Below are 25,411 nucleotides of genomic sequence, written 5' to 3'. Positions count from 1 at the left end.
TTTACGTCTTATTCCCCTCTTTTTTACTTTTCGCTTTTCACTTCTCGCTTTTCACCTCTCTACTCACAGTTCTCAGTTTCTGTTACTTTTGCCGTTCAAAGAATTATTTATGCAGTTGTTCGAGGTAAAAGATGACCTGGCAGCAAAGGAGTTTTTGGAGGTAAACAAGATTATAAATGGTAACAATCCAAACTATATCCAACCGCTTGACAAGGACATCAATGATGTTTTTGACGAAAAAAAGAACAAAGCGTTTCGTCATGGAGAAGCCATTCGCTGGATATTAAAAAGCGACGATGGAAAACCCGTTGGACGCATAGCCGCTTTTGTCAATAAAAAATACAAGAACAAAGGTGATGATGGTCCGGTCGGTGGAGTAGGTTTTTTTGATTGCATCAACGATCAGCAGGCAGCTGACATGCTTTTTGACGTTGCCAGGCATTGGCTGCTGCAAAGAGGAATGCAGGCGATGGATGGTCCCATTAATTTTGGTGAACGTGACCGCTGGTGGGGGCTATTGGTAAAAGGATTTGAACCACCGGTTTATTGCCTGAATTATAATCCTCCGTATTATCAGCCTCTTTTTGAAAACTATGGTTTTAAAAATTATTTTAACCAGGTGTGCTTCGCTTTAAAAGTGGGCAACCGCCTGCAGGAAAAATTTTATACCCGCCATGCTGAATGCGCAAAAAATCCGGACTTCAGTTCACAACATATAAAAAAGAACCAACTGGATAAATATGCGAAGGATTTTACCATCGTATATAATAAGGCGTGGGCAGGACACGGCGGCCTGAAACATTTAGAAGAAAAAGTGGTTCGTAAGATGTTCAATTCAATGAAACCTGTGATGGACGAACGCCTGAGCTGGTTTATTTATCATAAAAATGAACCGATCGGCCTATGGATCAACCTGCCCGATCTTAATCAATGGTTCAAACATTTGCACGGCAAGTTCGGATTGCTGGATAAGCTGAAATTTCTGTGGGTGAAAAAGACAAAAAAATGCGACAAGTTTGTGGGGCTCGTATTTGGCATTGTGCCCGAATGGCAGGGCAAAGGACTCGATAGTTATATGATCATAGAAGGCGCCAGGATAATACAAAAGCTCAGCATTGAAAACGGCGTGTATTCAATCGGCAAGCCGATATATGAAGACTATGAAATGCAGTGGATCGGCGAGTTTAATCCTAAAATGATCAATGTGGCGGAAAACCTCGGCACCTATCGCAGCAGGATATTAACTACCTACCGTTATTTGTTCGACCAGTCAAAAGAGTTCAAACCACATCCGATACTATTTTAATTTCCTGGAACAGGACGGAATTTATTAACAGCAAAATCATCGTATGCCCGGAAATAATTCCCTTTCTTATCTTGCAGGTTCTGCTAAAGGGATTATAACTCCCCTTTAGGGTTTGGGGCTTATGGACAAATTCATCGTTTCAGCCAGGAAATACAGGCCGCAGCTTTTCGATACAGTTGTCGGGCAGTCGCATATCACTACTACATTAAAAAATGCAATTAAGCATAACCAACTGGCCCATGCATTTTTATTTTGTGGTCCGCGGGGCGTAGGCAAAACCACCTGTGCCCGTATACTGGCGAAAACAATCAATTGCGAAAATAAAACGAAGGATGGCGAAGCCTGCAATCAATGCAACTCCTGTGTTTCTTTTAACGAAGGCACTTCGCTAAATATTCATGAACTGGATGCCGCCAGTAACAACTCGGTGGATGATATCCGCACCCTGGTGGAGCAGGTTCGGTTTGCGCCACAGGCAGGCAATTATAAAGTGTATATCATTGACGAGGTGCATATGCTCAGCTCTTCAGCGTTCAATGCTTTTCTAAAGACACTGGAAGAGCCTCCCTCCTACGCCATTTTCATTTTGGCAACCACGGAAAAACATAAAATACTCCCAACGATCCTAAGCCGTTGCCAGATATTCGACTTCAAACGCATCACCACCAACGATACCGTTGACCACCTGCAGGAAATATGTGATAAGGAAGAAGTAAAAGCTGAAAAGGCTGCATTGCAGGTGATAGCTCAAAAGAGCGAAGGTTGTATGCGGGATGCACTCAGCATCATGGATAAGATCGTCAGTTTTACCGGTGGAGAGCTCAACTATACAAACACTCTCGAACACCTGAACATCCTCGATGCAGATTACTATTTCAAACTGCTCGATTGCATGCTGCAGCAGGATTTGGCCGGCGCCATGCTTTTATACGACGATATCAATCGTAAGGGATTTGAGGGTGATCTTGTCATCAATGGATTTGCCGAGTTTATCCGAAACCTCCTGGTTTGCAAAGATGGTAAAGCCGCTATTTTATTGGAAGTAGTAGAAAGCTTTAAAGACAAGTATACCGACACTGCCCGCAATGTTTCTACGGCAGTTCTCATCAGCTCACTGAATATTTTGAATGAGGCGGAGATAAATTATAAAGCAGCCCGCAATAAGCGATTGCATGTGGAGTTGGTTTTAATAAAACTCTGTTACCTGCAACAAGCGATCGAATTGAGTTCAGAAGGAACAACGGTAAGTAAAAAAAAACTGGTTGAGTCAGCAAGACCCATCGCTTTCCGGCAAATAACAGCATTTGAAGTAAAAAATCCAAAGCAGGAAGCCGGGGGCCAGCGATCAGAAGTGAAAAGTGAAAAGTCAGAACCCAAACTCATAATTGAAAGTACGGGTATAGAAAAAATAAAACTGGCGGAAGAAAAACCAGTTTACCCACAATCGGCGGCAATCAATCAACAAGCGGCAACAGGTCACCTGCCTACCGGACAGACAGGCCGGCAACCGGCAACAAAATTATCGGCCCTCGAAAGCATCCGGAAACAATACAAAGGAAACGGAAAGAATGCGGATAGCCTGCTGCATCTTCCTTTACAGAAAGATGCACTGCAAAAAGCGTGGGCCGGTTATATAGAAAAACTAAAAGCTGCTAAAAATCCGGCAGCCCAGCCTTTTGAACTGGCTCAATTACAGATCAACGATGAAAATTCGTTTGAAGTCATTACAGCCAATAATATTGAACAAAAATTTATAGAGCAGGAACGGAATGAACTATTCTCCTTTTTGCAGCAGGAATTGAAGAACCGGTTGCTACAATTTATTGTAGTAGTCAACGAAAACCAGGAAGAAAGAACCATCCCCGATGCACCACTTTCATCCAAGGAGCAGTTTATGAAGTTAGCCGAACAATATCCCCTCCTGATCGAATTAAAGGACCGGTTACGTCTTGACCTCGATTGGGGTTAATATTACTTTCTTTTCCGACGGTGTTCTTCTAACTTACAAGTGAAATTGATATATTTTACCAATATTCATCTGTAAAGCATCACCGAAATCAACAAGGCTCTGGGTATGAAATATTTCTATTACCATTAACGAGTGTTATTGCCCGAATTCTCATTGGCCTATCATTCATCATTTTACCTTAATTTCGGCGAAAATTTAAAGCTACATGGCTGAAGTGATATTGATGCCCCGCCTAAGCGACACGATGACAGAAGGTGTGATCGCTGCATGGCATAAAAAAGTGGGTGATACAGTAAAAAAAGGTGACTTGCTGGCTGAGGTGGAAACTGACAAAGCTACAATGGAACTGGAAAGTTACAAGGATGGCACTCTTTTACATGTGGGTGCTGACAAAGGAAGCAAATTACAGGTAAACGACTTGCTGGCCATCATTGGTACAGCAGGAGAAGATATTTCAGGGCTCTTGTCAGGGGGCAGCACCGCTGCGCCACCGAAGACGGAAAAGAAAGCGGAAACAAAAACTCCGGATACAAAGACACAGGAAACAAGTGCTCCCCAGGCATCCAATGGAAAACCTGCCGCTACCGCCGTTGATATTTCCAAAATGGAGGAAGTCGTGCTGATGCCCCGCCTGAGTGATACTATGACAGATGGGGTGATCGCCGGCTGGTTGAAAAATGTTGGCGATACCGTGAAAAAAGGTGAAGTGCTGGCAGAGATAGAGACTGACAAAGCTACCATGGAATTGGAAAGTTATAAAAATGGAAAATTATTATACCAGGGTGCTAAAAAAGGAGAAAAGATCGCCGTCAATGATTTGCTTTGTATCATTGGTGAAGAAGGAAAAGTAGATGTTAATGCTATTGTAGCAGCTGCTAAAGGTGGAACTGCAGCTCCGGCTCCTAAACTAGAATCAGCAGATCAGCCACAACAACAAGCTGCCCCGGCTGCTCAACCGGTTGAAGAAAGTGGCCATGAAGTGAGCAGCTCTGTTGAAAATGGCCGGGTAAAAGCATCCCCGCTTGCAAAAAAACTGGCCGCTGAAAAAGGAATTGATATCAGCAAAGTGAGTGGCTCCGGCGATGGAGGCCGCATTATCAAAGCTGACATCGACAATTATAAATCTGTAGCGAAAGCGGCTACTGCCGAAACTCCGAAACCTGCAGCCGCACCTGCTGCTCCGGCAGGACAAGTAAGCTTTACCGAAGTGCCAGTATCGCAAATGCGGAAAGTGATTGCTAAGCGTTTGGCTGAAAGTAAATTCTCCGCTCCCCATTTCTATCTGACCATGTCGATCGATATGGATGCAGCCGTCGCCAGCCGGGCAAAATTGAATGAAGTAAGCAAAGTAAAAATATCTTTCAACGACCTGGTGTTGAAAGCCTGCGCAGTGGCGTTGAAACAACACCCTGCTGTCAACAGTAGCTGGTTGGGTGATAAGATCAGGACCAATTATCATGTTAACATCGGTGTGGCAGTAGCGGTGGAAGATGGCTTGCTGGTACCGGTTGTTCGTTTTGCAGATACAAAATCGCTTTCACAAATCGCTACGGAAGTAAAAGACTTTGCGCAGAAAGCAAAAGATAAAAAACTACAACCTGCCGATTGGGAAGGAAATACATTTACGATTTCTAACCTGGGTATGTTTGGCATTGAAGAATTCACTGCGATCATCAATCCGCCGGATGCCTGTATACTGGCAGTGGGCGGAATCAGCCAGGTACCTGTGGTGAAAAATGGCGCAATCGTTCCGGGCAATGTGATGAAAGTAACGCTGAGTTGTGATCACCGTGTTGTAGACGGCGCTACCGGCTCTGCCTTCCTGCAAACATTAAAAGGTCTGCTGGAAGAACCATTGAGGATGCTTGTCTGAACCGGGATTGCTGAGATTTTTGAGAATAATGAGAATAAAGAAAACTTGAATACATAATTCGTAAGCAACTCAGGAGGCCAATAATCTTTTTTGAATGATGTTAAAAAACCGTCTTGTTTATAGCGAGACGGTTTTTTTATTGCTTAAAAAGAAAAAGCAGGGAAGCTCTTTTGAATAATAAGCCCCGCCAGTTAGGTACTCTCATTGATATAGAATTAACCCTGTTCCTACCGCAATCCAAAAAGAAAACGAAGGATAAACACGTTTCTTTATTTCTCCTATTCTTTCATCTCAGCCTGCTTTTTTAGCAATTCGAACATCTTCTTGTTTCAGCTGCAATATCGCACCAATAGTTTTGATATACTTTAAAATTATTGACATGAACAGGAAGATCATCATTGCATTATTAATTGCAGCCCTACCTTTTGCAGCTGATGCCCAATTTTCAGGCATCCTGAATAAAGTGAAAACAAAAGCTAAACAAAGAGCTGATAATAAAGTTGACCGGGGGATAGATAAATCACTGGATGAAATAGAAGGAAAGAAGACAACAACTACAACATCATCTGCAAGCCCTGCACCCAAAACAGAAACAAAAGAAGAGGCAGTCGAGGAAGCAGGACCAAAGAGTTTTACCAAATATGATTTTATTCCCGGCGAGCAAATTTTATACTACGATAATTTCGAAGGCGAAGCTTTAGCTGAATTGCCTGCCAACTGGAATACCAGTGGCACGGGTGAAGTAACTACGCTGGATAAATTCGCCGGCAACTGGCTGCGCCTGCACAAGCCTTTTACTTATCTCAGTAGTAATCAAAAACAGTTTGGTGAAAACTATACGATCGAGTTTGATGTGATCCTGCAATTAAAAAATACCGGCTGGATGTATCCTGAATTTTATTTCGGCTTATTCTCCTCCAAAGATGAACCCAATGGCGGTAACAATTTTTTAAAGGATCAAAAAAAGTATGCATCGGTTGTGACTACGATCTATCCTGCTGAATTTAAAAATTCGAAGGCAAGAGTGAACTCATACCTGGAAAGCAGATCTTATTTCACCGGCGACAACAAAATGTATGAGCGATTGGAAAAATCATATGGCAAACCGGTACACGTAGCTATCCAGGTTCAAAAAGAAAGATTGCGGATGTGGATCAATGAAGACAAACTGTTTGATGTGCCCAAAGCCATACCCGTTGGTGTCATTATGAACCAGATCTATTTTGAAGTAGGTCATACCAACTATAGCGAAGAACAATATGCCGTGTACGTAAGCAATATTAAAGTTGCTACCGGCAAGCCTGATACAAGACATAAGCTGATTGAAGAAGGCAAATTCTCCACAACCGGTATTCTTTTCGATTTTCAAAGTGCGGTGATCAAACCCGAATCTTATGCGGTAGTAAAAGATATTGCCGGTGTATTAAAAGAAAATACATCGATCCGCGTAAAAGTAGTTGGGCATACCAGCAGTGATGGCGACGATAAAGCCAACATAGAACTCTCGAAAAAAAGAGCCGAAGCCGTAAAAGAATTACTGGTGAATGAATTTGGTCTTGATACAAGTCGCCTGGAAACGGAAGGAAAAGGCGAGACTCAGCCCGTTGGTGACAACAAAACAAAAGAAGGCAAAGTGGCAAACCGAAGAGTAGAATTCATCAAACTATAAAAATCCATAAAAGGGGAATGGTTCATATTCCCCTTTTTATTTTAATCAGCCATTACCATTAAACCTCATGCAACTCAGGCCATCCATATTTCTTATTCTTGCCTTCACCGTTTTGTCGGCAGCCAGCAATAGCAATAAAATCAAAATGCCGGTAACCCCGAATAATGTTGTACCAGACATCGGCATACCCGGTTTTTTATACCCGGAAGAGCTTAAAAGAATTTTGTTGGATCGTAAAGCCGTCCGATTCACTATTGGCAAATCAAAATTGGGCAGGGCGATCGATGCATTCTTTTTTCCCGGTACGAGTGATAAAAGGGCATTGGTGATCGGGGGCATGCATGGATCTGAGTTATCATCTATTGAAATAGCCTATGAGCTGCTTGATCAATTAAAAAAGAATGACAGCATTTATTATAACGTCATCATCATCCCTTCATTATTTCCTGACAATGCAGAACAGGCTAAACAAAATTCCTTGTTGATCGGCAGTGTCGACAATATTGGGCGTTACAGTTATCCGGGTGCTGTTGATCCTAATCGGCAAATGCCAACACCCGGTAAACCCTTTGATGAAGATGATAGCCTTGATCATGTGGGCAGAAAAACAGAAAATGAAAATGCGATCCTGCTGGAGCTGATCGATCAATACCGGCCTCAGCGTATCGTTAACCTGCATGCGATCCGCACTACAGAAAATGCTGGTGTGTATGCCGATCCAAGAACTGATCAAAATGGCATCGCATTAGGTTATACGTCAGACAGCAGCTTAGCGATTGGCATGGCAAAACATATTTATGAAAATGGTGGTCATGTACCAGGCAATCGCATCAACAGCAAACCGACAGCCCTATATTACAAAGATCCCGTGCCGGTAGCAAAAGGTCTTTTTCAAAAAAGAAACTTTAGTGGCTCACCCATGCCCGGGCATAAAGGTGGCGGAGTATCGATGGGTACCTGGGCCTCGACAGCCGTAATGGATGAAAACAATCCAAGTAAAAACAGGGAGGCCATTCGCCTGATCACCATGGAATTTCCCGGCAGCAAAAGACCGGTTGATTATTTACAACCTAAACAACAGCAATTTTGCCAACAACAGCTTGAAAGGTATGCAACCGCCCTTAAAACCATTTTCCTAGGTGAATATTTTGTAGAGGACTCTTCTTCAACTATGGCCCGCCGTTAATTCCTCCACTTTATTTTGCCGGTTAAACCCTACCACGGATCTTGAAATAAAAGGCGCAATATTATTAACCGCACCTATTGGTAAAATAGCATCTCTTACTTCGGCTGATAAGTCGCCAAATATTTCCCAGCGGGTGATCGGTGCATTAGCAAATAAAGCGGGTAGTGAGGGCCCTACATTTATCAAATGAGCCAACAATGCTTCAGAGTTGCTGAATCCTTCAAGGATATAACATTTGTTTTTCTCCTCGTTTAAGAACCATTCATACGAGATGCATTCCGACTCCGTCATTTTTACCATTTGAACAAGGGCAGGTATTTGTTGTTTTACATCGCCGAGTTTGCCGCTGACAATGCTGAGTTCTACTATTACCTGGATTTGCTTTTCCATATTGTTTTATTAAAGGTTAATAAATCGGAAAAGGGCCGGGACAATTGCTTCGGAAGGGAGGAATGTTGACAGGAACTGGTAACAAAATAACGCAAAAAACAACTCAAAGAAAAGCCTTAAACTTCAATTCATGTTGCTTCAGCATTTTCAAAGTTGATGCCCCATAGAACACAACGGACAAAGAATGCCACGAAGAACACAACCTATCAGGTAGAAGCTCTCTTAGTGTTCATTGTGTAAACTTGTTGCACCTGGGTTACTAATAGTTTTGGACAGCCTCATCACAATTCATCCCCTATTTGACGCAATCCAATCATGCTGTCGTTGACCCCGTCTTATTACCGGTCTATTTTGCATCACCATTTAAACCTTTAATCATGGAAATTAAAATCACCTTATTCATAACGCTGCTCCTCTATGCGTTTGTCATCAGCCAAAGTTTTTTCTATATCCTGGCTATGTCGGGCACAATGAAAAAAATGCAGGCTGAAACCTATATCGAAACCAGGAACCTCCTCACACAAAAACTGGAAACACCCTTGCAGGTTGTTTACTATCTGGCATTGGGTTCATCATTGTTGTTAGTTGCCTTTTGTGTGGTAAATCCAACCGGCTGGCTTTTTATCAGTTCCGTGATCGCTTTGATCACCCTGGTAGCTGATGCTTTGCTGGCGGTAAAAGGAAATATCCCGTTGAACAAATACATCAACAGCTGGACTACTGCCAACTACCCGGTCAACTGGCAGCAATACCGGGCCAAATGGTTCTCGCATTATCACACCCGCCAGGCCATCAACATCACCGGTTTTATCAGCCTGTTGGCAGGATGGATATTCGGCGCCTGATTTTTCAAACAACAAACTCAGCTTAGACATTAAACAATAATAAATATCAAGATGAAACGGCCATGATAAAATTTTCATTATAACAAACAGGAAAATGAAAATTTTATCATGGTAAGTTCCATTCGACATAGTTAAAAAACAAAAAATATACGAATGAAAAAGATCAGCCTTATCATGTTTTTTATGGCAGCTACTGTAGCAGTAGCCATCATTGCCTGCAATAACAAACCAACAGAAACAAACGCCAAAGTGCAGATCTCGCAAGACAGCCTTATCAGCCGCGGCAGTTACCTGGTAAACAGTATGGGATGTGATGATTGTCATTCACCCAAAACATTTGGACCGAATGGACCTGAACTTATCGCCGACCAGCGCTTCTCCGGCCACCATGCCGATTCACCTTTACCAAAAGTGGACACTACCACTGCAAAAAAAGGCTGGATGCTTTTTGCACCTGACCTGACAGCAGCAGTGGGCCCCTGGGGTATGTCATTTGCAGCCAACATCAGTTCCGATCAAACCGGTATTGGCAACTGGACCGAAGAACAATTTTTCCGTGCCATCCGTGAGGGCAAATCAAAAGGATTAAAAGAAAGTCGTCCCTTGTTGCCACCTATGCCATGGACGCAATATCGCAATCTGAAAGACGATGACCTGAGAGCCATCTTTGCTTTTCTCAAATCAACCAAACCTGTTGAGAACCGGGTGCCCGAATGGAAAAAATGGAATGAGTTGTAATTGTTAATAACACTAACTCTCACCATACATAACCTTAAACCTTATCATACATGAAACAGAAATTGGAGATCGCAGGCTTCCTGGCTGTATGCATTATCGTGATCACATTTGCGATACAGGCGGGCCGCCATCATGATCAATGCAGGGAATGTAACCTGGTGGTAAAAACAAAATAAGACTTGTTTCGAATGGGGCCGATGTAGAACCAGGATCAACGCAGAGCACAATGAAAGTTGTGCTCTTTTTTATACCTCACCCCAACCCCTCTCCGAGGGAGAGGGGCAAAAACCCTATTCCAGAAAGAGCTTCTATCATTTGCTGAAATCAGTTAGGCTTTTCATAAAACCTTCTACAAACAATCATTCGCCCTTCATCTCAACGGTGTATAATTTTCCATTGATCTCTGCTTTGACCAGCGCAAAATGCTTTTCCGATTTTTTTTGTGTGGGATACCAATTTCGTTGATCGTTTACTACAATGAAAAGACCATTATCATCACCCAGTGCTACAAAATCATCTGCAGGCGCCTGGCGGGAAAAATAACTCAGCCCGTAATCAGCCATCAATTGTTCGCTATAGATTTTTGCACTATCTCCTACCAATCCAATTTCGCTGATCGAAACAACACTTGATCCGTCGAAGGGTTTGTCAGAACGTTCGGGCAGTTCGAACCGGGCGATGAACTCTACAATGTTACCGTTGTTATCATAAAAATAAAAAGCCTTTGCATCCCAACTTCTGAAATCGGCGACAGGATTGCTACCATTCACCGGTATCAGTGGAATTGTCGTCCTGGCCCATTCAAATGCTTCTTCAAACTTATTTGGCGGGATATTAAATGCAAAATGATAAAAAGGATGACTGTTGGTGGCTTTTGTAAAGACCAATGTAGAAAGACCAGCGGACAATTTTAGCTCGTCACCATTGGAAGGCATCAGGTCCATGCCCAGCTTGTTATGATAAAATTGCTTTGTTTCCTCAAGGTTGGTGGTCTGCAGTTGCACTTCAAAAATGTTCATGCGTTTTGTTTAAATTATCGCCGGCATTATTCCCATCAAAATTAACTGAATCAGCGCCGCTTACTAGCTTGACACGGGAAAATAACTTTGTAATTCCCGCTAGCGATCATGGCAGTTCCCTCCATGCTTTATCGTAAGAATATTTTGCAAAAGGCAATTTGCCAAAATCTTCTTTTTCGTGAAGGTTCAATTTCATTTTGTCGGGGTCCGATGTATGAAATGACTCACCGGCATCCCGATGCAATAGGAACTGTTTTGTTTTAGCATCATAACGAAAAGTAATGATCCTTGTCCAGCGCCAGTTGCTGCCACCATAATGCTCGACAGAAAAGAAATTATTTTTTATGGTGATGCCAGCATAAGGATCGCCAAATACGCCGCCACAACTTTTGCAGAGCACCACGCTGTCATTCCGGGCAAGGAGCTGGTATTGATCTCTAACTGTTCCCATCAGCAACAACAATGGCCGGGTAGTATCGGCATGCTCCTCTTCTTCATCTACCTTGAGTATAAGAACATAATCTTTCAGTCTGTCCTTGTTGAGATCACCGGAGGCACTGTCTAAAATGGCATAGCCTGCCGGAATAAAAGATGTTATACCAGTCGATTGGCTAAATGTTTGATTCGAAAAATAAAACAATCCAATGATGATAAGAAAATGGTTGGTCATGTCATAAAGTTAGACGACTATTTAATAAATGTCGGCGCAGGCCGACAAATTGTGCCTTTTGATAAATGATGCATTATAACGCACTATTTTGTATTGACGCTATAAACAATATAAAATGTATAACACTATTTTGTTGATTTTGAATAATTAGTACTTTAGCGTGGTAGCATGTAATAACATCAATACAACCGTTACCTGCCATTAATGAGCGACAAACCTCAATACGAAGTTTTAAAACAGTTTGCTGACAACAGTGAATTACTACAGGCATTGCAGACGGGTAATTATGACGACAAAAAACATGCTTTACTGAATATTGCTTACAGTGACAGTGAAGGTGAAGCAGCATTAGACCTTTTTCTTACTTATCTGAAAGATCCTGAATTAAAGTACGTTGCCTATCTATCTATTAACATGTTTTTAGAGACATGTCGAAGCTATCCGCTTTTTAAAATTCTACCTGTTCTAATAACTGGGATTGGCAACGAAGAACAGTACATCAGTTCTCGTTGTGCAAGCTCATTGGAGAATTTGATTAGTCCAGGGAAAATAACGGACGAGACTCTTACATTTAGTTCGTTCGGGCTCGACTTTAATAATCAGCTTTTACCGGACTATTTAAACTCATCCGACCCGCAACAGATAATCATTGCCCTGCTCTATCTTTTTCATCATCCGCATAAAGACCAAGAACTTTTTCAAATCCTCAATGACCAACTGACTAAGAATAACAAAGCTGTTACGTGCATTATAGGAGAAATTATAGACACTAAGCTTTGGAGCATTATTGAGCAAATCAACGGACTGGAAGAAATCAGTTTGACTTCTTATCAAAGTGCAATTGCTGCAGGACTGAAATCAAAAGCCACTTGGGTGTATGACCGTTTTGACGAAATGCAGGAATTAGCAAAAGAACAAATGAATAAGTTAAAGCCTGACGAAACAAACGGCAGGTAACAGCGGTTTGGCAAAAGCAGGGCTGAAGAACATCGGCTAAGCTTTATATCTTTATTAAACATCGGTGCAAGTGTATGCTGACGTAATTCTATTTACCTGCCTTCGCCAAGCCGATAAACGTTGTGCGCTATTTTTCTAAACAGTCATTTAAATGAACATACTTGAAAATATCTTATCCAGTTCTACTAAATACGTGTTGTTGATTCTTTTAGTAGGGATTCATTCCTGTAAACATGTGACTGAACAAAACGAATTTATAGGCACTTACAAGATTGACACAGTCGTTCCACTTGACTCCAACTCGATACTTCGTGCACAACAAGCATCGGATTGGACAATTTCGCTGAAGGACAGCAACAACTTTCATATTTATGGGACTAACATAAATATCATCGGTTATTGGAATGTTCAAAATAATGGACCAAAGGAATACAGCATACTTCTTCAAGGTGGCGGCGTGACAACTACTGCCAGATTTAACGGCAATGAAATCTATTTTGATAAGCCGGACAACTTGTTGGATAGTCTCTTTTCAGAAGCACTGTTTGTCAAAAAGAAGAAAAACTAACTCGCCAAAAAGCGCACAACATGGGGTTCCTATGCCTTCGCCGGGCATGACTGAATAGATTGTATTTAGAAATACGAAATGAATAGCTGCTTCTTAATAATTCGTAGTTTTAATGACTTTAACATCTCTTACATCGGCACAGGCGTTAGTCGCTTTTTCGTCCTATGTTTCAACATATCTTCAACACCGAACTCGCCACTATTACCAGCGATAAAGAACTTATCGAAAATCTCTGGGAGGAAATCAAAAGAGCCTATTCAAAACCGAGACGATACTATCACTCCTTATCTCACCTGGACAATCTGGTTTCAAAACTTCTCCCGGTCAAAGACAAAATTGCCGATTGGCAGACTCTGGTTTTTTCTATCGCCTATCATGATATCATTTATAACACTGTAAAAAACGATAACGAAGAAAAAAGCGCAAAATTCGCCTATGACAGGTTATCAAAATTGTCAATACCATCTTCCCAAAAAGAGAAATGCTTTAACCAGATAATGGCGACAAAAGGACACGCTATTTCTGATGACGATACCAACTTTTTCACCGACGCAGACCTGGCAGTTTTGGGTGCGGATTATACTTTATATAAGCAGTATTCGACGATGATAAGAAAGGAATATAAGCTATACCCGGACTTTGTTTATAAACCCGGCCGGCAAAAAGTATTGCAGCACTTTCTCCAAATGAAAAACATTTACAAGACGGAGTTCTTTCGCAATAAATATGAAATGCAGGCAAGGAAAAATCTTAACGACGAATTGAAAGAACTTTCTTCTTCGTAAACCGTTGCAATGGCTGAACTTTACAAGCAATGCTAAAAGGATAATTCATAATATCCATGCCAACTAATAAACCAACAACGGTTACTGAATACATCAACGCTGCTCCCAAAGAAGCTCAAAAGAAATTGCGTGAGCTACGTGAAATTCTGAAGAAGGTTGCGCCAAATGCAAAAGAGACGCTGAAATGGGGATCGCCTGTATTTGAAGAAAAACGAATACTCTTTGCATATGCTGCATTTAAATCACATCTTAATTTCATGCCGACTCATTCCGCAATGGAGCCCTTCAAAGAGAAGTTAGCAGCGTATACTACCGGCAAAGACACGATTCAGTTCCCTTATGACAAACCACTGCCGAAATTGCTTATTCGCAAGATCGCTGCTTTTCGGGCTAAAGAAGTGAGGGAAAAAGATGCACGATGGATGTAGTGCTTTCCCAACAAAACCTGATCATTAAAGTATCTCCGGTAAGCAGGCATGTGCAAAGATTACAGCCAATAGTTTGTATTGATGCTAGAAACAATACAAAATGTATAATATTACTTTCTTCTTTCTTAATAATTTGTATTTTTAGTACAATAGCATCTATTACATCAATACAGGTTTAGTGGTCATTGCAAACCGACACAACATTCGCATCAACTAAATATCAAGTAAGTTCAGAAACGACTAAAACAGAAATAAACAGATTTTTTATGACAGACAATGATATAACATCGGTAAAGCCCTTTCTTACAGTAAACAATGGAAAAAAAGCTGTAGAATTTTACATTTCTGCATTTGGAGCCATTGAGACAAAAAGGTTTGAAATGCCAGACCAAAAACTATCCTCGATAATTGAAATAGAAAATGCAGAGTTTTATGTGGGTGACGAAGAACCTCATAATGGAAATTTAAGCCCGGACCTAAAATCAAATAGCCCAGTCAGAATAATTTTACAAACTAAAAATGCTGACGAATTATTTGAAAAAGCACTAAAGTTTGGTGCGGCAGAAATTTGTCCAATGACAACTGAAAGTGATTGGCGAATAGGAAAACTGAAAGACCCATTTGGCCACATTTGGGAAATTGGTTACACCTTGTAAGTATGAAAAAAAAATTGCACGTAGCCATAAATCAAAAAGCAACGAACCGCTAACATATAAGGCAGCTCACCAACCGCTGATCTTAAAAAGTATTTCGATAATCAAAGTTCTTTACGCCGCAGCTAGAGTTTCCTTCACCAACGGAATTGATTAAAAAAATTTTCAGAAAATTAGCATTCATTAAAGACAGGTCGCTGGGTGTTTTTTACCGGCGACGGTGTAAAATTATTCATACAAGCAAGAACGGATACATTAATCACTGTTTCTTAAATTCGTAAAAAAAAGTCATGGCAGGAGCCTTAAGATATATTGTGGATGATAACGGAAATAAAACGTCTGTACTTGTCCCTGTGAAAGTTTGGGAGGATTTAAATACCAATTATGAAAAACTCCAGGCAAAACTTGCTGTTTTAAGCGGTGTTCGTGACGGGCTTGCAGAAGTAAAACGAAATAAAAAATCGGGAAAAAAATTACAACCACTTAAAGATTTCCTGAAGTGATTGTAGTTTTCAGGGCTTCCAGGAGTTTCAAAGCTGCTGCCAAACCTCTCCTCAAAAAGTATCCTTCTCTTCAGAAATATCTGCTTAAGTTAGAAACTGAACTCATTAACAATCCTACTTTAGGAAATTATAAGAACGGGTAATACCATTTGCAAACATCAGCTTAACAAACCTAACTCCGCAAGTTCCGGGTTGCCGTCACACACTCCCCCATCGACCTTTAGTAAAAAATTATGGCGGACTTTATCATTCAATCATTACAAAAGAAAGAGTTTGAAAATTTGTTTTCACTCAGTGACACCGAATTAAAAAGACAGGGTATCCGAAGAATGACGGCTGATACAAAACCCGGTTTCCCCTGCCGGGTTAGTTTGCAGGATGCTGATATTGGCGACGAGCTATTATTATTGCCTTATGCGTTTCACGAAACTGCCTCACCCTACCGGGCCAGCGGGCCGGTCTTTGTGCGAAAAGATGCGGAGACTGCTCAATTTGAAAGCAATCAAATTCCTCTCATGCTGCAACATCGTTTACTTTCCGTCCGCAGCTATGATACCGCTGGCATGATGAAAGGATCAACTGTTATTGAAGGCAAAGAGCTGGCAGAACATCTCTCTATCAAATTTGATGACCCCGCTATTTCGTATATCCATATTCACAATGCAAAAGCCGGCTGTTACAATTGTGTTGCCAGGAGAGTACCTGCTACATAAATCGGACAATATCGAAAGAATAAAAAAGTGATGGCTGTTGTAGCGGCACCGCTGCAATGCCTGCTACTGCCATCACTACCCCGTTGCCCTGAGAAATTTTTTACAACACCGGTTTGATGCTATTGAACATAGCTCTTCTTGCGTCTTCGTTTTTTACAGCCAGGTGTACGACAATAAAAGCGAGTTCAAAAAAGTGGATAATTCGTTGCATGGTATAAGGCTTAATAAGTTACCAGGTGCTGGGTTTGAAATAACTGCCGCCATATAAGTAATCCTGCTTCCTCGTCACATGAGAATTGAACATTTGTATCTACCTGGAACATTTTTAAAATGCTCAACCTGCCTGCCGGCAGGCAAGTACTCAATGTTCAATTTTCAATGATTCCTAAGCCACCATTGTTCCCTCCGTCAAATTTTCCAGCAATTTGCGGAAGCGATCATGCGGTAATTCTTTCTCCGCAATGCTGAAGAGGTTATTGAAAACAACTTCCGGTGCATTCTTCTCCACCGCTTTTAACCAACCGCTGATCTCGGTATTGCTTAAGCCACGCATCATCCACGCACTGCTTAGCGCCATTTCCCCGGCGGGAATAGAAGCAATGATTTTTTGGTTGATTGCCAGTAATTCTTCATCAGAATAATACCGCCACAACACTTTATTCAATACAGCTTCTTCTTTAGCCATATGCTGCAGGTTGAAGATCATAAACTCCTGGAAAGCTAATACGATGGCCTGGCCGGTTTCCATTTTTACCTGGCTTTTTTGCGCCATGTTATAAACGGTCAACAAACCACGGAGACGTTCAGTCATCTCATGATCCTTGATATGCTCGAGTTCGAACGTATCAACCAGCGATGGTTCATATTGCTGAATGGCAGCCAATACATAATTGTCTTCATGCCGGGCATGCTTGTCAAACATGTCGACCACCATTTTCACTTTATCCAATGAAATTTCTGCTTCTTCGGCATCACCAAACCAGGTTTGTTGCAGCACCAGTGATGTATCATATAAAAGAGCCCTTAACGCTTTATGGATCTGGTTGAACATATTAAATCGTGTCATAAAATAGAATTTATAATTGCTGTTGCAATTGTTTGATTTGAATTGAATACTCTTGTTAGGCAAAAGTGAAGAGTGAGAAGGGAATGGAATTTCTATATTTGACTTTTCACTTTTCTCTTTTCACCTTTCCCTTTTCTCTTTTGATCCCGGACCTACGCCGCTGCTTCCGATAAAAACCTGGTCTTTCTGCTTGCCGGCTGCTCCAGCAACCAGGCCGCATAGCTGGCACATAGTTCATTGGGATTGTATCGTTGAAATTCTTTGCTAAGCTTTTCTACATTACTTCGATACAGCGATGAAGCCATCAGCTTATTAACTGCCTGCTTTATTTGTCCCGGTCCTGGTTTTTCTGTTTTTAAATTAATACCGAGTTTGAAATAGCCCACTCTCGCACAGATCTCGTTTTTACCTTCGTGCACACCGGCTACTATCATGGGTAATTTATTTTCAATGCCCAGCATGACACCGCCATAACCGCCATTGGTGATATACGCATTCGCATAAGGCATCACGCAGGCAAAGGGTATAAAATCTTCGATGATCAGGTTGCTTTGCGGAAACCGCTGGCGCAGTTCTGCTGTCTGTGATCCACCGGTGGTACAAATCACGAGGGTGTCCGTGTTCTTAAAGGCTTCCAGCGTTGGCACCAATAATTTTTCTACATCTTTCTCTACGGTACCCTGTGTCACCAGCACGATACGGTTATATTGCGTCAACCGGGCATCATGCCATGGTTTGAATTCTTTTTTGTTTGAATAAGGAAGCAGTGCGCCGATATAACGAATATTTTTTCCCAGGTCACTCCGCTTGTATTCAAATCCCGGCGTACCACTTTGCAAAAAGATAGTCGGCTTTTTTACCATCAGGTCGAAGATATTGGAGCCACCATGTTCCACGCCATGATTTTCCATGATCTGGTGCGTGAGCTTGTTGGGTTTACTAAACAAAATTTTGTCAGCCACATATCGCAATACGCTATGTTTGATTTTACCAGCAATGCCGGGGACAGGTGTAATACCCAAGCCTGGAGGTGCCAGGTCTTTGGATGTTTCAACCAATGGTACGATACCGATACCAATCACTGGCAGGTTCATTGTTTTTTCGATCAGCGGGATGGCGGTAAAAGTAGACTCCGCTATTATTAAATCAAAAGGAAACTCCTGTCTTATTTCTTTCAGATCTTCCAAAAATTTTGGTGCCTGGCCGATAAAAAAATGGATCATATCAAATACCAGTTTTTTTACCTGGCTTTTGATCTTCTCGCGACCGGGGAATACTTCTTCCAAATTGGCGGCATTCACATCAACGGCCCTGCGGTAAGGATAAAGGGGAATACCGAGTTTATCCATTTTTTCCTGGTAAGAAGCTCCGGTGTACCAGCGAACATCTGCACCGATGGATTGAAGATATTTCGCAAGACCTGTCAGCGGATTCACATGACCTTCAGCCGGCATGCTGGCAAAAAGAATTTTTTGACCGGCTAATGCTTTAGTGTTGGCACTACTTTGCATGATTGATAAGGTTTAACAATTAATGATCCTGATCCGTTGTGCCTGTTTCTTGTCATGTTGAGCTTCTTGTCATGTTGAGCTTGTCGAAACATGACAAGAAGCATTCGAAAAATTATTTTGCGGCACAACACTTTATTTTATCTGTCTCTATGAGGCCTGGCGATAAACAAATCCTTCCAGTACTACATTCGTTACGCCGTTTATTTTTTCTACACGCATCTTCGTAGGGTAGTAGCCGGATTTTTTGAATTTGACAGGCGCCGGAAAATCCCTGGTAAACGATGGGTTGGCATCTAAAAATGCTTTGGTGATCATAGGCTCGTAAAAGGTAACCTCGCTATTGTAAGTTCCATATATGAAGGTCTGTGTGAACGTTCCGCCATTTATTTCGGGGGTGGTTACATCTATCCAATGCGTACCCATTTGTGGCACACCGCCCGGCGTAGGAACATAGATCGCAGGCATATATCCTTCTGCCGGGAACTTAAGAAAACCGGTATTGTCGACATCAAATGGAGGGATTGCTTTCCTGTCTGCTTCGCTTGTCATATAAAAATGAAAATCGAAATGGGGCAATGTGTAAACACCTTCTGGTTCGTGACCATGAGGATTCCAGTCTAACAGGGCATGCACAAAGGGTGTCACATTTGCTTTTGGATGAAAAGCCAGTGAAAGAGCATTGGCATGATTATGTCCGCCGTTATGTTCATCACCGGGGTCAAGACTGTTCATAGCTTCTGCATCAATTGAAATGCCGATACGTTCTGGTTTGTTGTCTTTGTCTACTTGCACCCATGTCCAGGCTTTGCCGTGTTGGAACTGCTGAACCGGTCCTTTGAAGATACCGCCATTCTCGTCTTTGTCTTTTTTACAGGATGTCAAACTAACGCCAGCTATAAGGGCGAGGAATAAAAATTTTTTCATTGTTAATGCTTAAAAGGTTTAATGATTAATGGTTTGATGGCATAAAGTTGAAACAAGAATCGCCTGTTGTCAACCGGCCCTTGTATGAATTGAAAATTCGGCAGGATGAAACCGTCATCAGACAAACGTTTTCTCTACAATTCATACCTTGTTTTATACAATTCATCTTCACTGCATCTAATCCATCTTTGCAAATACTCAATTTGTAGCATCATTGGTTATATTTGGGAATATCAAATTCCTGCTGTTGCAAAAATATTGGCTGCATATTTTTTGTTTGTTATGGCTGGCTATCACTGCCGGTGCTCAACAGGAGAGGCAATACTCCTTCACTCACTACGGTGTATCATCAGGCCTGGCTTCCAATGAAGCCACCGCCAGCCTGCAGGATGAACAGGGATTTATATGGGTAGGTACCAACCGGGGCTTACAACGTTTCGATGGGCAGCGATACTTAAACTTTGTTCATCAGAAAGAGGATCCGGCCTCCATCCCCAACAATTATATTGTACAGTTGCTCCTTGATAAAAAAAAGAATTTATGGCTGCTGACCGGAGATGGTAAAGTGGGCAGATTTAATACCAAAACATTTAAATATGAGGAGATGCCGGTAAGAGTAAAAGATAAAAACATCCTGCCTGCTGAGCGGGTATTGACCATGGATGAAGAAGGTCATTTATATATCATTTATGCCCATCTCGCCTTTGTCACATGGAGCGAAGTCAACCGTGAATTTTCATCGGCTCATAATTTTATCCCCTTACCACCCGATTGGCAAACGTCCTGGTGCATACAACAACGGGGTACTAAAAAATATTGGATCGCTGGCCCCAAAGGATTAGCTGTATACGATGACCAAACAAAACAATTAAGCTATAAAGGACACAATGTTGCCAAAGAAGCCATCATCGATTCGTTGGGTGATGTGCCGGGCGCCACCCGCATCATGATCGATAAACAGGAACGGCTTTGGTTTGATGCCTGGCTGGGCGCAGCCTGTCTTTTTGTGTTTGATCTGAAGAAAAAAGAAATTGTTCTGAATAAGTACAGCTTTGTTCCGATCATTGATGGATATCACGAGCTCCGGGGATTACTACAACAAAAAGATGGCACCATCTGGATAAAGGGACTAAATGTTTTTGCCCGTTATATTGAAAAGGAAAGAAAATTTCAACAGGTCTATAATGGCTATCAAAATGAACAAAGCATCGATTATGACCGGGTCAATGATTTTTTCGAGGACCGTGACCGTAATATTTGGGTTTGCACCAACAACAATGGCTTGTATTCTTTCAATCCTGCAGAGCAATTTTTTTCCAATATCCGTCATATCAACCGCTCTACCAGGTTACCGGGTAAAGGTGCGATGATGTCGTTTATTTTGACAAAACAACGAACCTTATTAGCAGGGGCCTGGGGCGACGGACTTTATCGCTTTGATAGTAACTACAGGATGTTGCCACTAAATATTCGGGGCATTGATGAGAAAGCCCCACCATGGGTATGGAGCATGTGTTTATCACCCGACAGTAATACCATTTGGATGGCAGCGCAGCCCGGCATTTATGCATTGAACCAAACTACGCAAGCAGTTACCGCTTACAATCCGCCAATCATGAAAAACAGGACGGTAAGGCAAGTAGCAGCAGACAGGTTTGGCAACCTGTGGATGGGAACACAAAGCTTAGGCCTTTTTAAATGGACAGCAACCAACGGTCAAAAAAGATTTGATGATGGTGTAAAGGCATTTGATGCCATTCCCGTCAACCAGATCTTGAAAATATTTGTCTGCAGCAAGGGATTTGTGTGGGTAGGCACTTCCAACTTTGGTGTTTATGCCATTGACCCTGTCACCGATAAAATCGTTTTTCATTTAAGCATGACAGAACCACCTGAAAGAAGATTGTTAGGCGATTGGGCGCCGGGTATTACACAATATGATGATTCAACCATCGTCATTGCGGCTAAAGGTGTTCATCTTTTTAATACAAAAAGAGGAAAGATCACGAAGACCATCCAATTGCCTCAATCCAGTACCAGCAATCTTGCTGCTGTAGAAAAAGATAAGAATGGTTATATCTGGCTGTCGTTGAGTGATGGACTATACCGTCTCAACCCGCGCAATAAAATATTTATTCATTTTGACCGTATCGATGGCATGATGAATGATCATTTCGTGACGGCCGCATCTTACAAGCTACCGAGCGGACGGTTGGTGTTTGGCACTGATAACCAGCTTATCCTTTTTGATCCCTTGAAAGTGATGCTGAACGATCCCGCGCCAGATATTGTGATCACTGGTTTTAAATTGCGCAATAAACCGTTGCTGGTAGACTCGCTGATGAAAAACGACCAGGTAACACTGGGGCCGGAAGAGAATTCTATTACCGTTGAGTTCTCGGGATTGGGTTATGGCCGTGCATATATCATCAAATACATGTTGCAGGGTCTTGATAAGGATTGGATCGTGGCCGACAATAATAACCAGGCTGTCTATTCTTATTTACCGGCGGGTAATTACACTTTTTTGGTAAAAGCAGAAGATGCAGAAGGAAATCCTTCGAAAAACATTACCCGGTTGGTGATGAAAATAAAACCCCCGTTTTGGCGTACCTGGTGGTTTCTTGGCCTGGCGGTCTTTGCCACAGTGGGTTTATTTTATTGGATCGATAAACAGCGAACACAAAAGATAAGAGCCACAGAAAGTATCCGTACCAGGATTGCTACCAGTCTTACCGAAGACATGAGTAATTCATTAAGCAGCATTAATATCTCCAGTGAGCTGGCTAAAAACAAAATTGACACCGACACCGCCCGTACCAAAGAATATATCGGCCAGATCAGTGATGCCAGCAACCGGATGGTACAGGCGATGTATGATATGGTGTGGAGCATTAATCCCGGCAATGACAATTTACCCGATACCATTGCCCGCATGCGGGAGTTCGCCGCAGAGATCGAAAATTCGTACGATGTAACCGTTGTTTTTGATATTGAGCAGCAGGTGATGAAACTGAAGCTGGATATGGAATACCGTTATGAATTACTATCCATCTTTAAGGAAGCGGTTACTAACGCTGCCCGTCATTCATTGGCTAAACATATTCAACTTAGTCTTCGGCTTCGGAATAATAAACTGATCATGCTGGTAGAAGATGATGGAAAAGGCTTTGACCTGGAGACTGGTGTACTGGGCCGCGGCATCAGCGACATGCGCCGTCGTGCATCAGCTATCGATGCTTCTTTTTACATTGAGTCGAATATGAATACAGGGAGTATTGTGAAGTTGGAAATGAATATATAAGAAAATGTTACCGGTTGCCAGTTTCCGGTAACCGGTAACTAGTAACAATCTCTCTTGCTATTTCCCCATCCATTTTTTAAAGTCGGCTACTTTTTCACGGCTTACGATCGATTCTTTATCCACTGCCGGTTTAAGATTTAATAAAAGCCGGTTGCCAAAATAATCATGTATCTGGTCGATGCTGCCAATGGAAACATAGAAGGAACGGCTGATGCGGAAATACCGGTCCGGATCCAGCATATCTTCCAGTTCATCCATGGTATAATCCACTACATATTTTTTATTGTCATTGGTCTTGAAAAAGTTGAGCCGCCCGTCGCTATAAAAATAAGCGATGTCCTGTACTTCAATGCTAATGAGCTTTTGGGCATGTTTTACTAAAAACCGTTTGCGGAATTCTTTGGGTTGCAATTTTTGTCTTAACTCTTTTACCAGGCTGTCTACATTCAGTGGATCAGCCGGGGTATTATTGCTGCCATACATGGATTGCAGGTTTTTCAGCTTATTCAACGCAGTCTGTAAGTCCTCTTTTTGCACAGGCTTCAGCAGATAGTCCACACTGTTTACCTTAAACGCTTTTAACGCATATTCGTCGTAGGAAGTAGTGAAAATAACAGTGCTTTTCACTTCAATTTTATCGAATATCTCGAAGCTCTGCCCGTCGGCCAGCTCGATGTCCATCAGGATCAGGTCGGGAGTTGGATTTTGTTCCAACCAGCTTACAGAGGAACGGATACTGTCGGCCACGCCTACTACTTCAGCAGAACTGTCAACACTTTCCAGGGTTTTACGAAGTTTCTTGACTGCCAACTCCTCGTCTTCGATGATTAATACTTTCATAGCTCAGTTTTTGTGTGTTTCAGCAAGATACTTCAACCAAACCTATTACAAAACAGCAACACCTTTTATTTGCTATATTCTAAGGATGAACTGATTTTTTCCGGTATGAGTTGTAAAGGCAGGAAGTATGAGGTCTGACCTTGAGTCCGCGAGTCTTAATTCTGGGTTACCAGCAACAGGAAACCGGAAACAAGTTATGCCTAAGGTTGTATCAACGGAACAACTACAGCAAACTCCTTACCGTCGTCCCGCACACTGATCTCCTCCTTTTTCATCAGGCGATATTTTTTTACAATATTGGTTAGTCCCACCTTATTGGAAGACACCATGCGGTCTTTCCGCTGCAGGTTATTCGTGACCACCAGCTTACCGCTATTGGTCGTCATAATCAGGATATGAAGCGGACTGTCCTTTAAGATCATATTATGCTTGACGGCATTTTCCACCAGCATTTGCAGGGTGAGCGGCGGCAGCTGATAGCTACTGTATTTATCATTGATACGGATCTCCATCTCAAGCCCATCACCATATCTTGTCTTTAGCAGGTGAAAATAAGAATGGATGAATTGCATTTCGGCTTCAAGTGTCGTAAGCCCTTCTTCGTTGGTTCGGAGCAGGTAACGGTACACCTTACTCATCTCATCCAAAAACTTTTCTGCCTGGTCAGGATCAACACTGATAAGCGAGGAAAGGGAATTCAAACTATTAAAAAGAAAATGCGGGTTCACCTGTCCCTTCAATCCTTCCAACTGGCTTTGCAGATTTTCTCTTTTTAGTTGGTCCGACTCATCCACCACCTCCCGCCATTTTTCAAAAAAGGCGGCACCTTCATTAAAGCTGGTGGCAAGCAGGTTGCAGGTAGCACCTACGATCACCACCCACCAATAGTTTTCCATTTTTACCGGCATGCCCTGTATGTCGATATACTCATAGCCGAAAAACAAAATAGTGATGGCGGCTGCCATTATACCTACAAAGCAAAGCAGTTCAATACCTATTCGCTTAAATGTCTGGTGATATTCAGGGAAACGATTCAGCAGTATCGTGGCGATCATCCCACAGAGTATATAAATGATCAACACGACGATGCTGGTGACTAAAGTGGGGACCAGGAAATAACGCCATTTCTCAAAATAGATCGCCCCAAATACAAAATAGTTGATCACAATGGCTACCGGCGGTATGATCAAAACACCTATTAGCTTTTCTTTACTACTGTAGCTCAATGCCTTCATATTGTAAAATAACTCACTCATGCGCTGTATATCTAAATTATCTTTTTGAACCCCGCACAGGCTTCAGGCGCAGCATGAATTGTTATTATTGACGATGAATTGTTATTTTTTGGGATGAACTGTAGAAGGCAAATTATTAATTAAGATCGGATTTGCTGGCAGAAAATAGCAAGGTTTTCCTGATTTTTTTGCCCATTCAATAAACATTTGTTTGTTTCCATCATTGTCGTAATCTCTCCCTTCACCGCTTTCAGTAACA

The 25,411-nt window shown here is 42.0% G+C and carries 24 protein-coding genes; 16 read left to right on the top strand and 8 right to left on the bottom strand.

What is annotated here, in order from left to right; genetic code table 11:
- Nucleotides 1-109: 109 nt before the first annotated feature.
- The 5 genes from P2W73_RS02485 (at nucleotide 110) to P2W73_RS02465 (ending at nucleotide 8,003) form a co-directional block, all read left to right on the top strand.
- A complete protein-coding gene (locus P2W73_RS02485) occupies nucleotides 110-1,306 on the top strand; it encodes a hypothetical protein (RefSeq protein WP_276500400.1) in 1,197 nt (398 codons plus the stop codon).
- 121 nt (nucleotides 1,307-1,427) lie between these two features.
- Nucleotides 1,428-3,275: a DNA polymerase III subunit gamma/tau gene (locus P2W73_RS02480; RefSeq protein WP_276500399.1), complete on the top strand. Its 1,848-nt coding sequence runs from the start codon at nucleotides 1,428-1,430 to the stop codon at nucleotides 3,273-3,275.
- A 205-nt stretch (nucleotides 3,276-3,480) separates the two neighbouring features.
- Complete coding sequence (locus P2W73_RS02475) at nucleotides 3,481-5,148, top strand: pyruvate dehydrogenase complex dihydrolipoamide acetyltransferase (RefSeq protein WP_276500398.1); 1,668 nt, start codon at nucleotides 3,481-3,483, stop codon at nucleotides 5,146-5,148.
- Nucleotides 5,149-5,527: 379 nt separating this feature from the next.
- On the top strand, nucleotides 5,528-6,817 hold the full coding sequence (locus P2W73_RS02470) for an OmpA family protein (protein WP_276500397.1): 1,290 nt from the start codon (nucleotides 5,528-5,530) through the stop codon (nucleotides 6,815-6,817).
- A 67-nt stretch (nucleotides 6,818-6,884) separates the two neighbouring features.
- Nucleotides 6,885-8,003 (top strand): M14 family zinc carboxypeptidase, encoded by a 1,119-nt coding sequence (locus tag P2W73_RS02465; protein ID WP_276500396.1) that lies wholly within the window; start codon nucleotides 6,885-6,887, stop codon nucleotides 8,001-8,003.
- Here P2W73_RS02465 and P2W73_RS02460 read toward each other — a convergent pair.
- The gene (locus P2W73_RS02460) at nucleotides 7,983-8,393 is read right to left on the bottom strand and encodes a putative quinol monooxygenase (RefSeq protein WP_276500395.1); all 411 of its coding nucleotides are present in this window, start codon (nucleotides 8,391-8,393) and stop codon (nucleotides 7,983-7,985) included. The genes P2W73_RS02465 and P2W73_RS02460 overlap by 21 nt on opposite strands.
- Nucleotides 8,394-8,770: 377 nt before the next feature.
- Between P2W73_RS02460 and P2W73_RS02455 the strand changes: the two genes are divergently transcribed.
- From P2W73_RS02455 to P2W73_RS02445, 3 genes are all read left to right on the top strand, one after another.
- A complete protein-coding gene (locus tag P2W73_RS02455) occupies nucleotides 8,771-9,238 on the top strand; it encodes a hypothetical protein (RefSeq protein ID WP_276500394.1) in 468 nt (155 codons plus the stop codon).
- Between the two features lie 153 nt (nucleotides 9,239-9,391).
- Nucleotides 9,392-9,976, top strand: a complete 585-nt coding sequence (locus P2W73_RS02450; protein ID WP_276500393.1) for a cytochrome c family protein — start codon at nucleotides 9,392-9,394, stop codon at nucleotides 9,974-9,976.
- Between the two features lie 50 nt (nucleotides 9,977-10,026).
- Nucleotides 10,027-10,152 (top strand): hypothetical protein, encoded by a 126-nt coding sequence (locus P2W73_RS02445; protein WP_276500392.1) that lies wholly within the window; start codon nucleotides 10,027-10,029, stop codon nucleotides 10,150-10,152.
- A gap of 183 nt (nucleotides 10,153-10,335) precedes the next feature.
- Here the strand turns inward: P2W73_RS02445 and P2W73_RS02440 are convergent, their stop codons facing one another.
- Together P2W73_RS02440 and P2W73_RS02435 are read right to left on the bottom strand one after the other, a co-directional pair.
- Nucleotides 10,336-10,995 carry a VOC family protein gene (locus P2W73_RS02440; protein ID WP_276500391.1) on the bottom strand — a complete coding sequence of 220 codons (660 nt, stop codon included), beginning with the start codon at nucleotides 10,993-10,995 and terminating at the stop codon, nucleotides 10,336-10,338.
- 106 nt (nucleotides 10,996-11,101) lie between these two features.
- Entirely contained in the window at nucleotides 11,102-11,665 is a 564-nt protein-coding gene (locus P2W73_RS02435; protein ID WP_276500390.1) for a hypothetical protein, read from the bottom strand.
- A 204-nt stretch (nucleotides 11,666-11,869) separates the two neighbouring features.
- On the opposite strand from P2W73_RS02435, the gene P2W73_RS02430 reads away from it, so the two are divergent.
- From P2W73_RS02430 to P2W73_RS02400, 7 genes are all read left to right on the top strand, one after another.
- Nucleotides 11,870-12,622, top strand: a complete 753-nt coding sequence (locus P2W73_RS02430; RefSeq protein ID WP_276500389.1) for a hypothetical protein — start codon at nucleotides 11,870-11,872, stop codon at nucleotides 12,620-12,622.
- Between the two features lie 151 nt (nucleotides 12,623-12,773).
- Entirely contained in the window at nucleotides 12,774-13,190 is a 417-nt protein-coding gene (locus tag P2W73_RS02425; protein WP_276500388.1) for a hypothetical protein, read from the top strand.
- A 164-nt stretch (nucleotides 13,191-13,354) separates the two neighbouring features.
- Entirely contained in the window at nucleotides 13,355-13,975 is a 621-nt protein-coding gene (locus tag P2W73_RS02420; protein WP_276500387.1) for an HD domain-containing protein, read from the top strand.
- Nucleotides 13,976-14,031: 56 nt separating this feature from the next.
- The gene (locus P2W73_RS02415; RefSeq protein WP_276500386.1) at nucleotides 14,032-14,403 is read left to right on the top strand and encodes an iron chaperone; all 372 of its coding nucleotides are present in this window, start codon (nucleotides 14,032-14,034) and stop codon (nucleotides 14,401-14,403) included.
- A 266-nt stretch (nucleotides 14,404-14,669) separates the two neighbouring features.
- Entirely contained in the window at nucleotides 14,670-15,059 is a 390-nt protein-coding gene (locus tag P2W73_RS02410; RefSeq protein WP_276500385.1) for a VOC family protein, read from the top strand.
- 287 nt (nucleotides 15,060-15,346) lie between these two features.
- Nucleotides 15,347-15,559, top strand: a complete 213-nt coding sequence (locus tag P2W73_RS02405) for a hypothetical protein (protein WP_276500384.1) — start codon at nucleotides 15,347-15,349, stop codon at nucleotides 15,557-15,559.
- A 233-nt stretch (nucleotides 15,560-15,792) separates the two neighbouring features.
- Nucleotides 15,793-16,272 (top strand): DUF1203 domain-containing protein, encoded by a 480-nt coding sequence (locus tag P2W73_RS02400; RefSeq protein ID WP_276500383.1) that lies wholly within the window; start codon nucleotides 15,793-15,795, stop codon nucleotides 16,270-16,272.
- A 385-nt stretch (nucleotides 16,273-16,657) separates the two neighbouring features.
- Here the strand turns inward: P2W73_RS02400 and P2W73_RS02395 are convergent, their stop codons facing one another.
- The 3 genes from P2W73_RS02395 to P2W73_RS02385 all read right to left on the bottom strand — a co-directional run bounded on the left by P2W73_RS02395 (nucleotide 16,658) and on the right by P2W73_RS02385 (nucleotide 19,773).
- Complete coding sequence (locus P2W73_RS02395; RefSeq protein WP_276500382.1) at nucleotides 16,658-17,338, bottom strand: hemerythrin domain-containing protein; 681 nt, start codon at nucleotides 17,336-17,338, stop codon at nucleotides 16,658-16,660.
- A 152-nt stretch (nucleotides 17,339-17,490) separates the two neighbouring features.
- Entirely contained in the window at nucleotides 17,491-18,849 is a 1,359-nt protein-coding gene (locus P2W73_RS02390) for a glycosyltransferase (protein ID WP_276500381.1), read from the bottom strand.
- 147 nt (nucleotides 18,850-18,996) lie between these two features.
- Nucleotides 18,997-19,773 carry a hypothetical protein gene (locus P2W73_RS02385; protein WP_276500380.1) on the bottom strand — a complete coding sequence of 259 codons (777 nt, stop codon included), beginning with the start codon at nucleotides 19,771-19,773 and terminating at the stop codon, nucleotides 18,997-18,999.
- Between the two features lie 247 nt (nucleotides 19,774-20,020).
- On the opposite strand from P2W73_RS02385, the gene P2W73_RS02380 reads away from it, so the two are divergent.
- Entirely contained in the window at nucleotides 20,021-23,077 is a 3,057-nt protein-coding gene (locus P2W73_RS02380; RefSeq protein WP_276500379.1) for a ligand-binding sensor domain-containing protein, read from the top strand.
- Nucleotides 23,078-23,134: 57 nt separating this feature from the next.
- Here P2W73_RS02380 and P2W73_RS02375 read toward each other — a convergent pair whose 3' ends face one another.
- Together P2W73_RS02375 and P2W73_RS02370 are read right to left on the bottom strand one after the other, a co-directional pair.
- Entirely contained in the window at nucleotides 23,135-23,917 is a 783-nt protein-coding gene (locus tag P2W73_RS02375) for a LytR/AlgR family response regulator transcription factor (RefSeq protein ID WP_276500378.1), read from the bottom strand.
- 200 nt (nucleotides 23,918-24,117) lie between these two features.
- Entirely contained in the window at nucleotides 24,118-25,173 is a 1,056-nt protein-coding gene (locus P2W73_RS02370; RefSeq protein WP_276500377.1) for a sensor histidine kinase, read from the bottom strand.
- Nucleotides 25,174-25,411: the final 238 nt, after the last annotated feature.

It is taken from the genome of Terrimonas pollutisoli (genome assembly GCF_029360765.1).
In the GTDB taxonomy this organism is placed as follows: domain Bacteria; phylum Bacteroidota; class Bacteroidia; order Chitinophagales; family Chitinophagaceae; genus Terrimonas_B; species Terrimonas_B pollutisoli.
This window is presented reverse-complemented; position numbering and strand designations above follow the sequence as displayed.

Excerpts from the sequence above, each read along its gene's own strand:
- P2W73_RS02460 (WP_276500395.1), bottom strand. The coding sequence starts at position 8,393 with ATGGAAAAGCAAATCCAGGTAATAGTAGAACTCAGCATTGTCAGCGGC.
- P2W73_RS02385 (WP_276500380.1), bottom strand. The coding sequence starts at position 19,773 with ATGAAAAAATTTTTATTCCTCGCCCTTATAGCTGGCGTTAGTTTGACA.
- P2W73_RS02400 (WP_276500383.1), top strand. The coding sequence starts at position 15,793 with ATGGCGGACTTTATCATTCAATCATTACAAAAGAAAGAGTTTGAAAAT.
- P2W73_RS02470 (WP_276500397.1), top strand. The coding sequence starts at position 5,528 with ATGAACAGGAAGATCATCATTGCATTATTAATTGCAGCCCTACCTTTT.
- P2W73_RS02430 (WP_276500389.1), top strand. The coding sequence starts at position 11,870 with ATGAGCGACAAACCTCAATACGAAGTTTTAAAACAGTTTGCTGACAAC.
- P2W73_RS02440 (WP_276500391.1), bottom strand. The coding sequence starts at position 10,995 with ATGAACATTTTTGAAGTGCAACTGCAGACCACCAACCTTGAGGAAACA.
- P2W73_RS02485 (WP_276500400.1), top strand. The coding sequence starts at position 110 with ATGCAGTTGTTCGAGGTAAAAGATGACCTGGCAGCAAAGGAGTTTTTG.
- P2W73_RS02445 (WP_276500392.1), top strand. The coding sequence starts at position 10,027 with ATGAAACAGAAATTGGAGATCGCAGGCTTCCTGGCTGTATGCATTATC.
- P2W73_RS02410 (WP_276500385.1), top strand. The coding sequence starts at position 14,670 with ATGACAGACAATGATATAACATCGGTAAAGCCCTTTCTTACAGTAAAC.
- P2W73_RS02420 (WP_276500387.1), top strand. The coding sequence starts at position 13,355 with ATGTTTCAACATATCTTCAACACCGAACTCGCCACTATTACCAGCGAT.
- P2W73_RS02415 (WP_276500386.1), top strand. The coding sequence starts at position 14,032 with ATGCCAACTAATAAACCAACAACGGTTACTGAATACATCAACGCTGCT.
- P2W73_RS02405 (WP_276500384.1), top strand. The coding sequence starts at position 15,347 with ATGGCAGGAGCCTTAAGATATATTGTGGATGATAACGGAAATAAAACG.
- P2W73_RS02395 (WP_276500382.1), bottom strand. The coding sequence starts at position 17,338 with ATGACACGATTTAATATGTTCAACCAGATCCATAAAGCGTTAAGGGCT.
- P2W73_RS02375 (WP_276500378.1), bottom strand. The coding sequence starts at position 23,917 with ATGAAAGTATTAATCATCGAAGACGAGGAGTTGGCAGTCAAGAAACTT.
- P2W73_RS02425 (WP_276500388.1), top strand. The coding sequence starts at position 12,774 with ATGAACATACTTGAAAATATCTTATCCAGTTCTACTAAATACGTGTTG.
- P2W73_RS02465 (WP_276500396.1), top strand. The coding sequence starts at position 6,885 with ATGCAACTCAGGCCATCCATATTTCTTATTCTTGCCTTCACCGTTTTG.
- P2W73_RS02455 (WP_276500394.1), top strand. The coding sequence starts at position 8,771 with ATGGAAATTAAAATCACCTTATTCATAACGCTGCTCCTCTATGCGTTT.
- P2W73_RS02450 (WP_276500393.1), top strand. The coding sequence starts at position 9,392 with ATGAAAAAGATCAGCCTTATCATGTTTTTTATGGCAGCTACTGTAGCA.
- P2W73_RS02475 (WP_276500398.1), top strand. The coding sequence starts at position 3,481 with ATGGCTGAAGTGATATTGATGCCCCGCCTAAGCGACACGATGACAGAA.
- P2W73_RS02390 (WP_276500381.1), bottom strand. The coding sequence starts at position 18,849 with ATGCAAAGTAGTGCCAACACTAAAGCATTAGCCGGTCAAAAAATTCTT.
- P2W73_RS02435 (WP_276500390.1), bottom strand. The coding sequence starts at position 11,665 with ATGACCAACCATTTTCTTATCATCATTGGATTGTTTTATTTTTCGAAT.
- P2W73_RS02480 (WP_276500399.1), top strand. The coding sequence starts at position 1,428 with ATGGACAAATTCATCGTTTCAGCCAGGAAATACAGGCCGCAGCTTTTC.
- P2W73_RS02370 (WP_276500377.1), bottom strand. The coding sequence starts at position 25,173 with ATGAGTGAGTTATTTTACAATATGAAGGCATTGAGCTACAGTAGTAAA.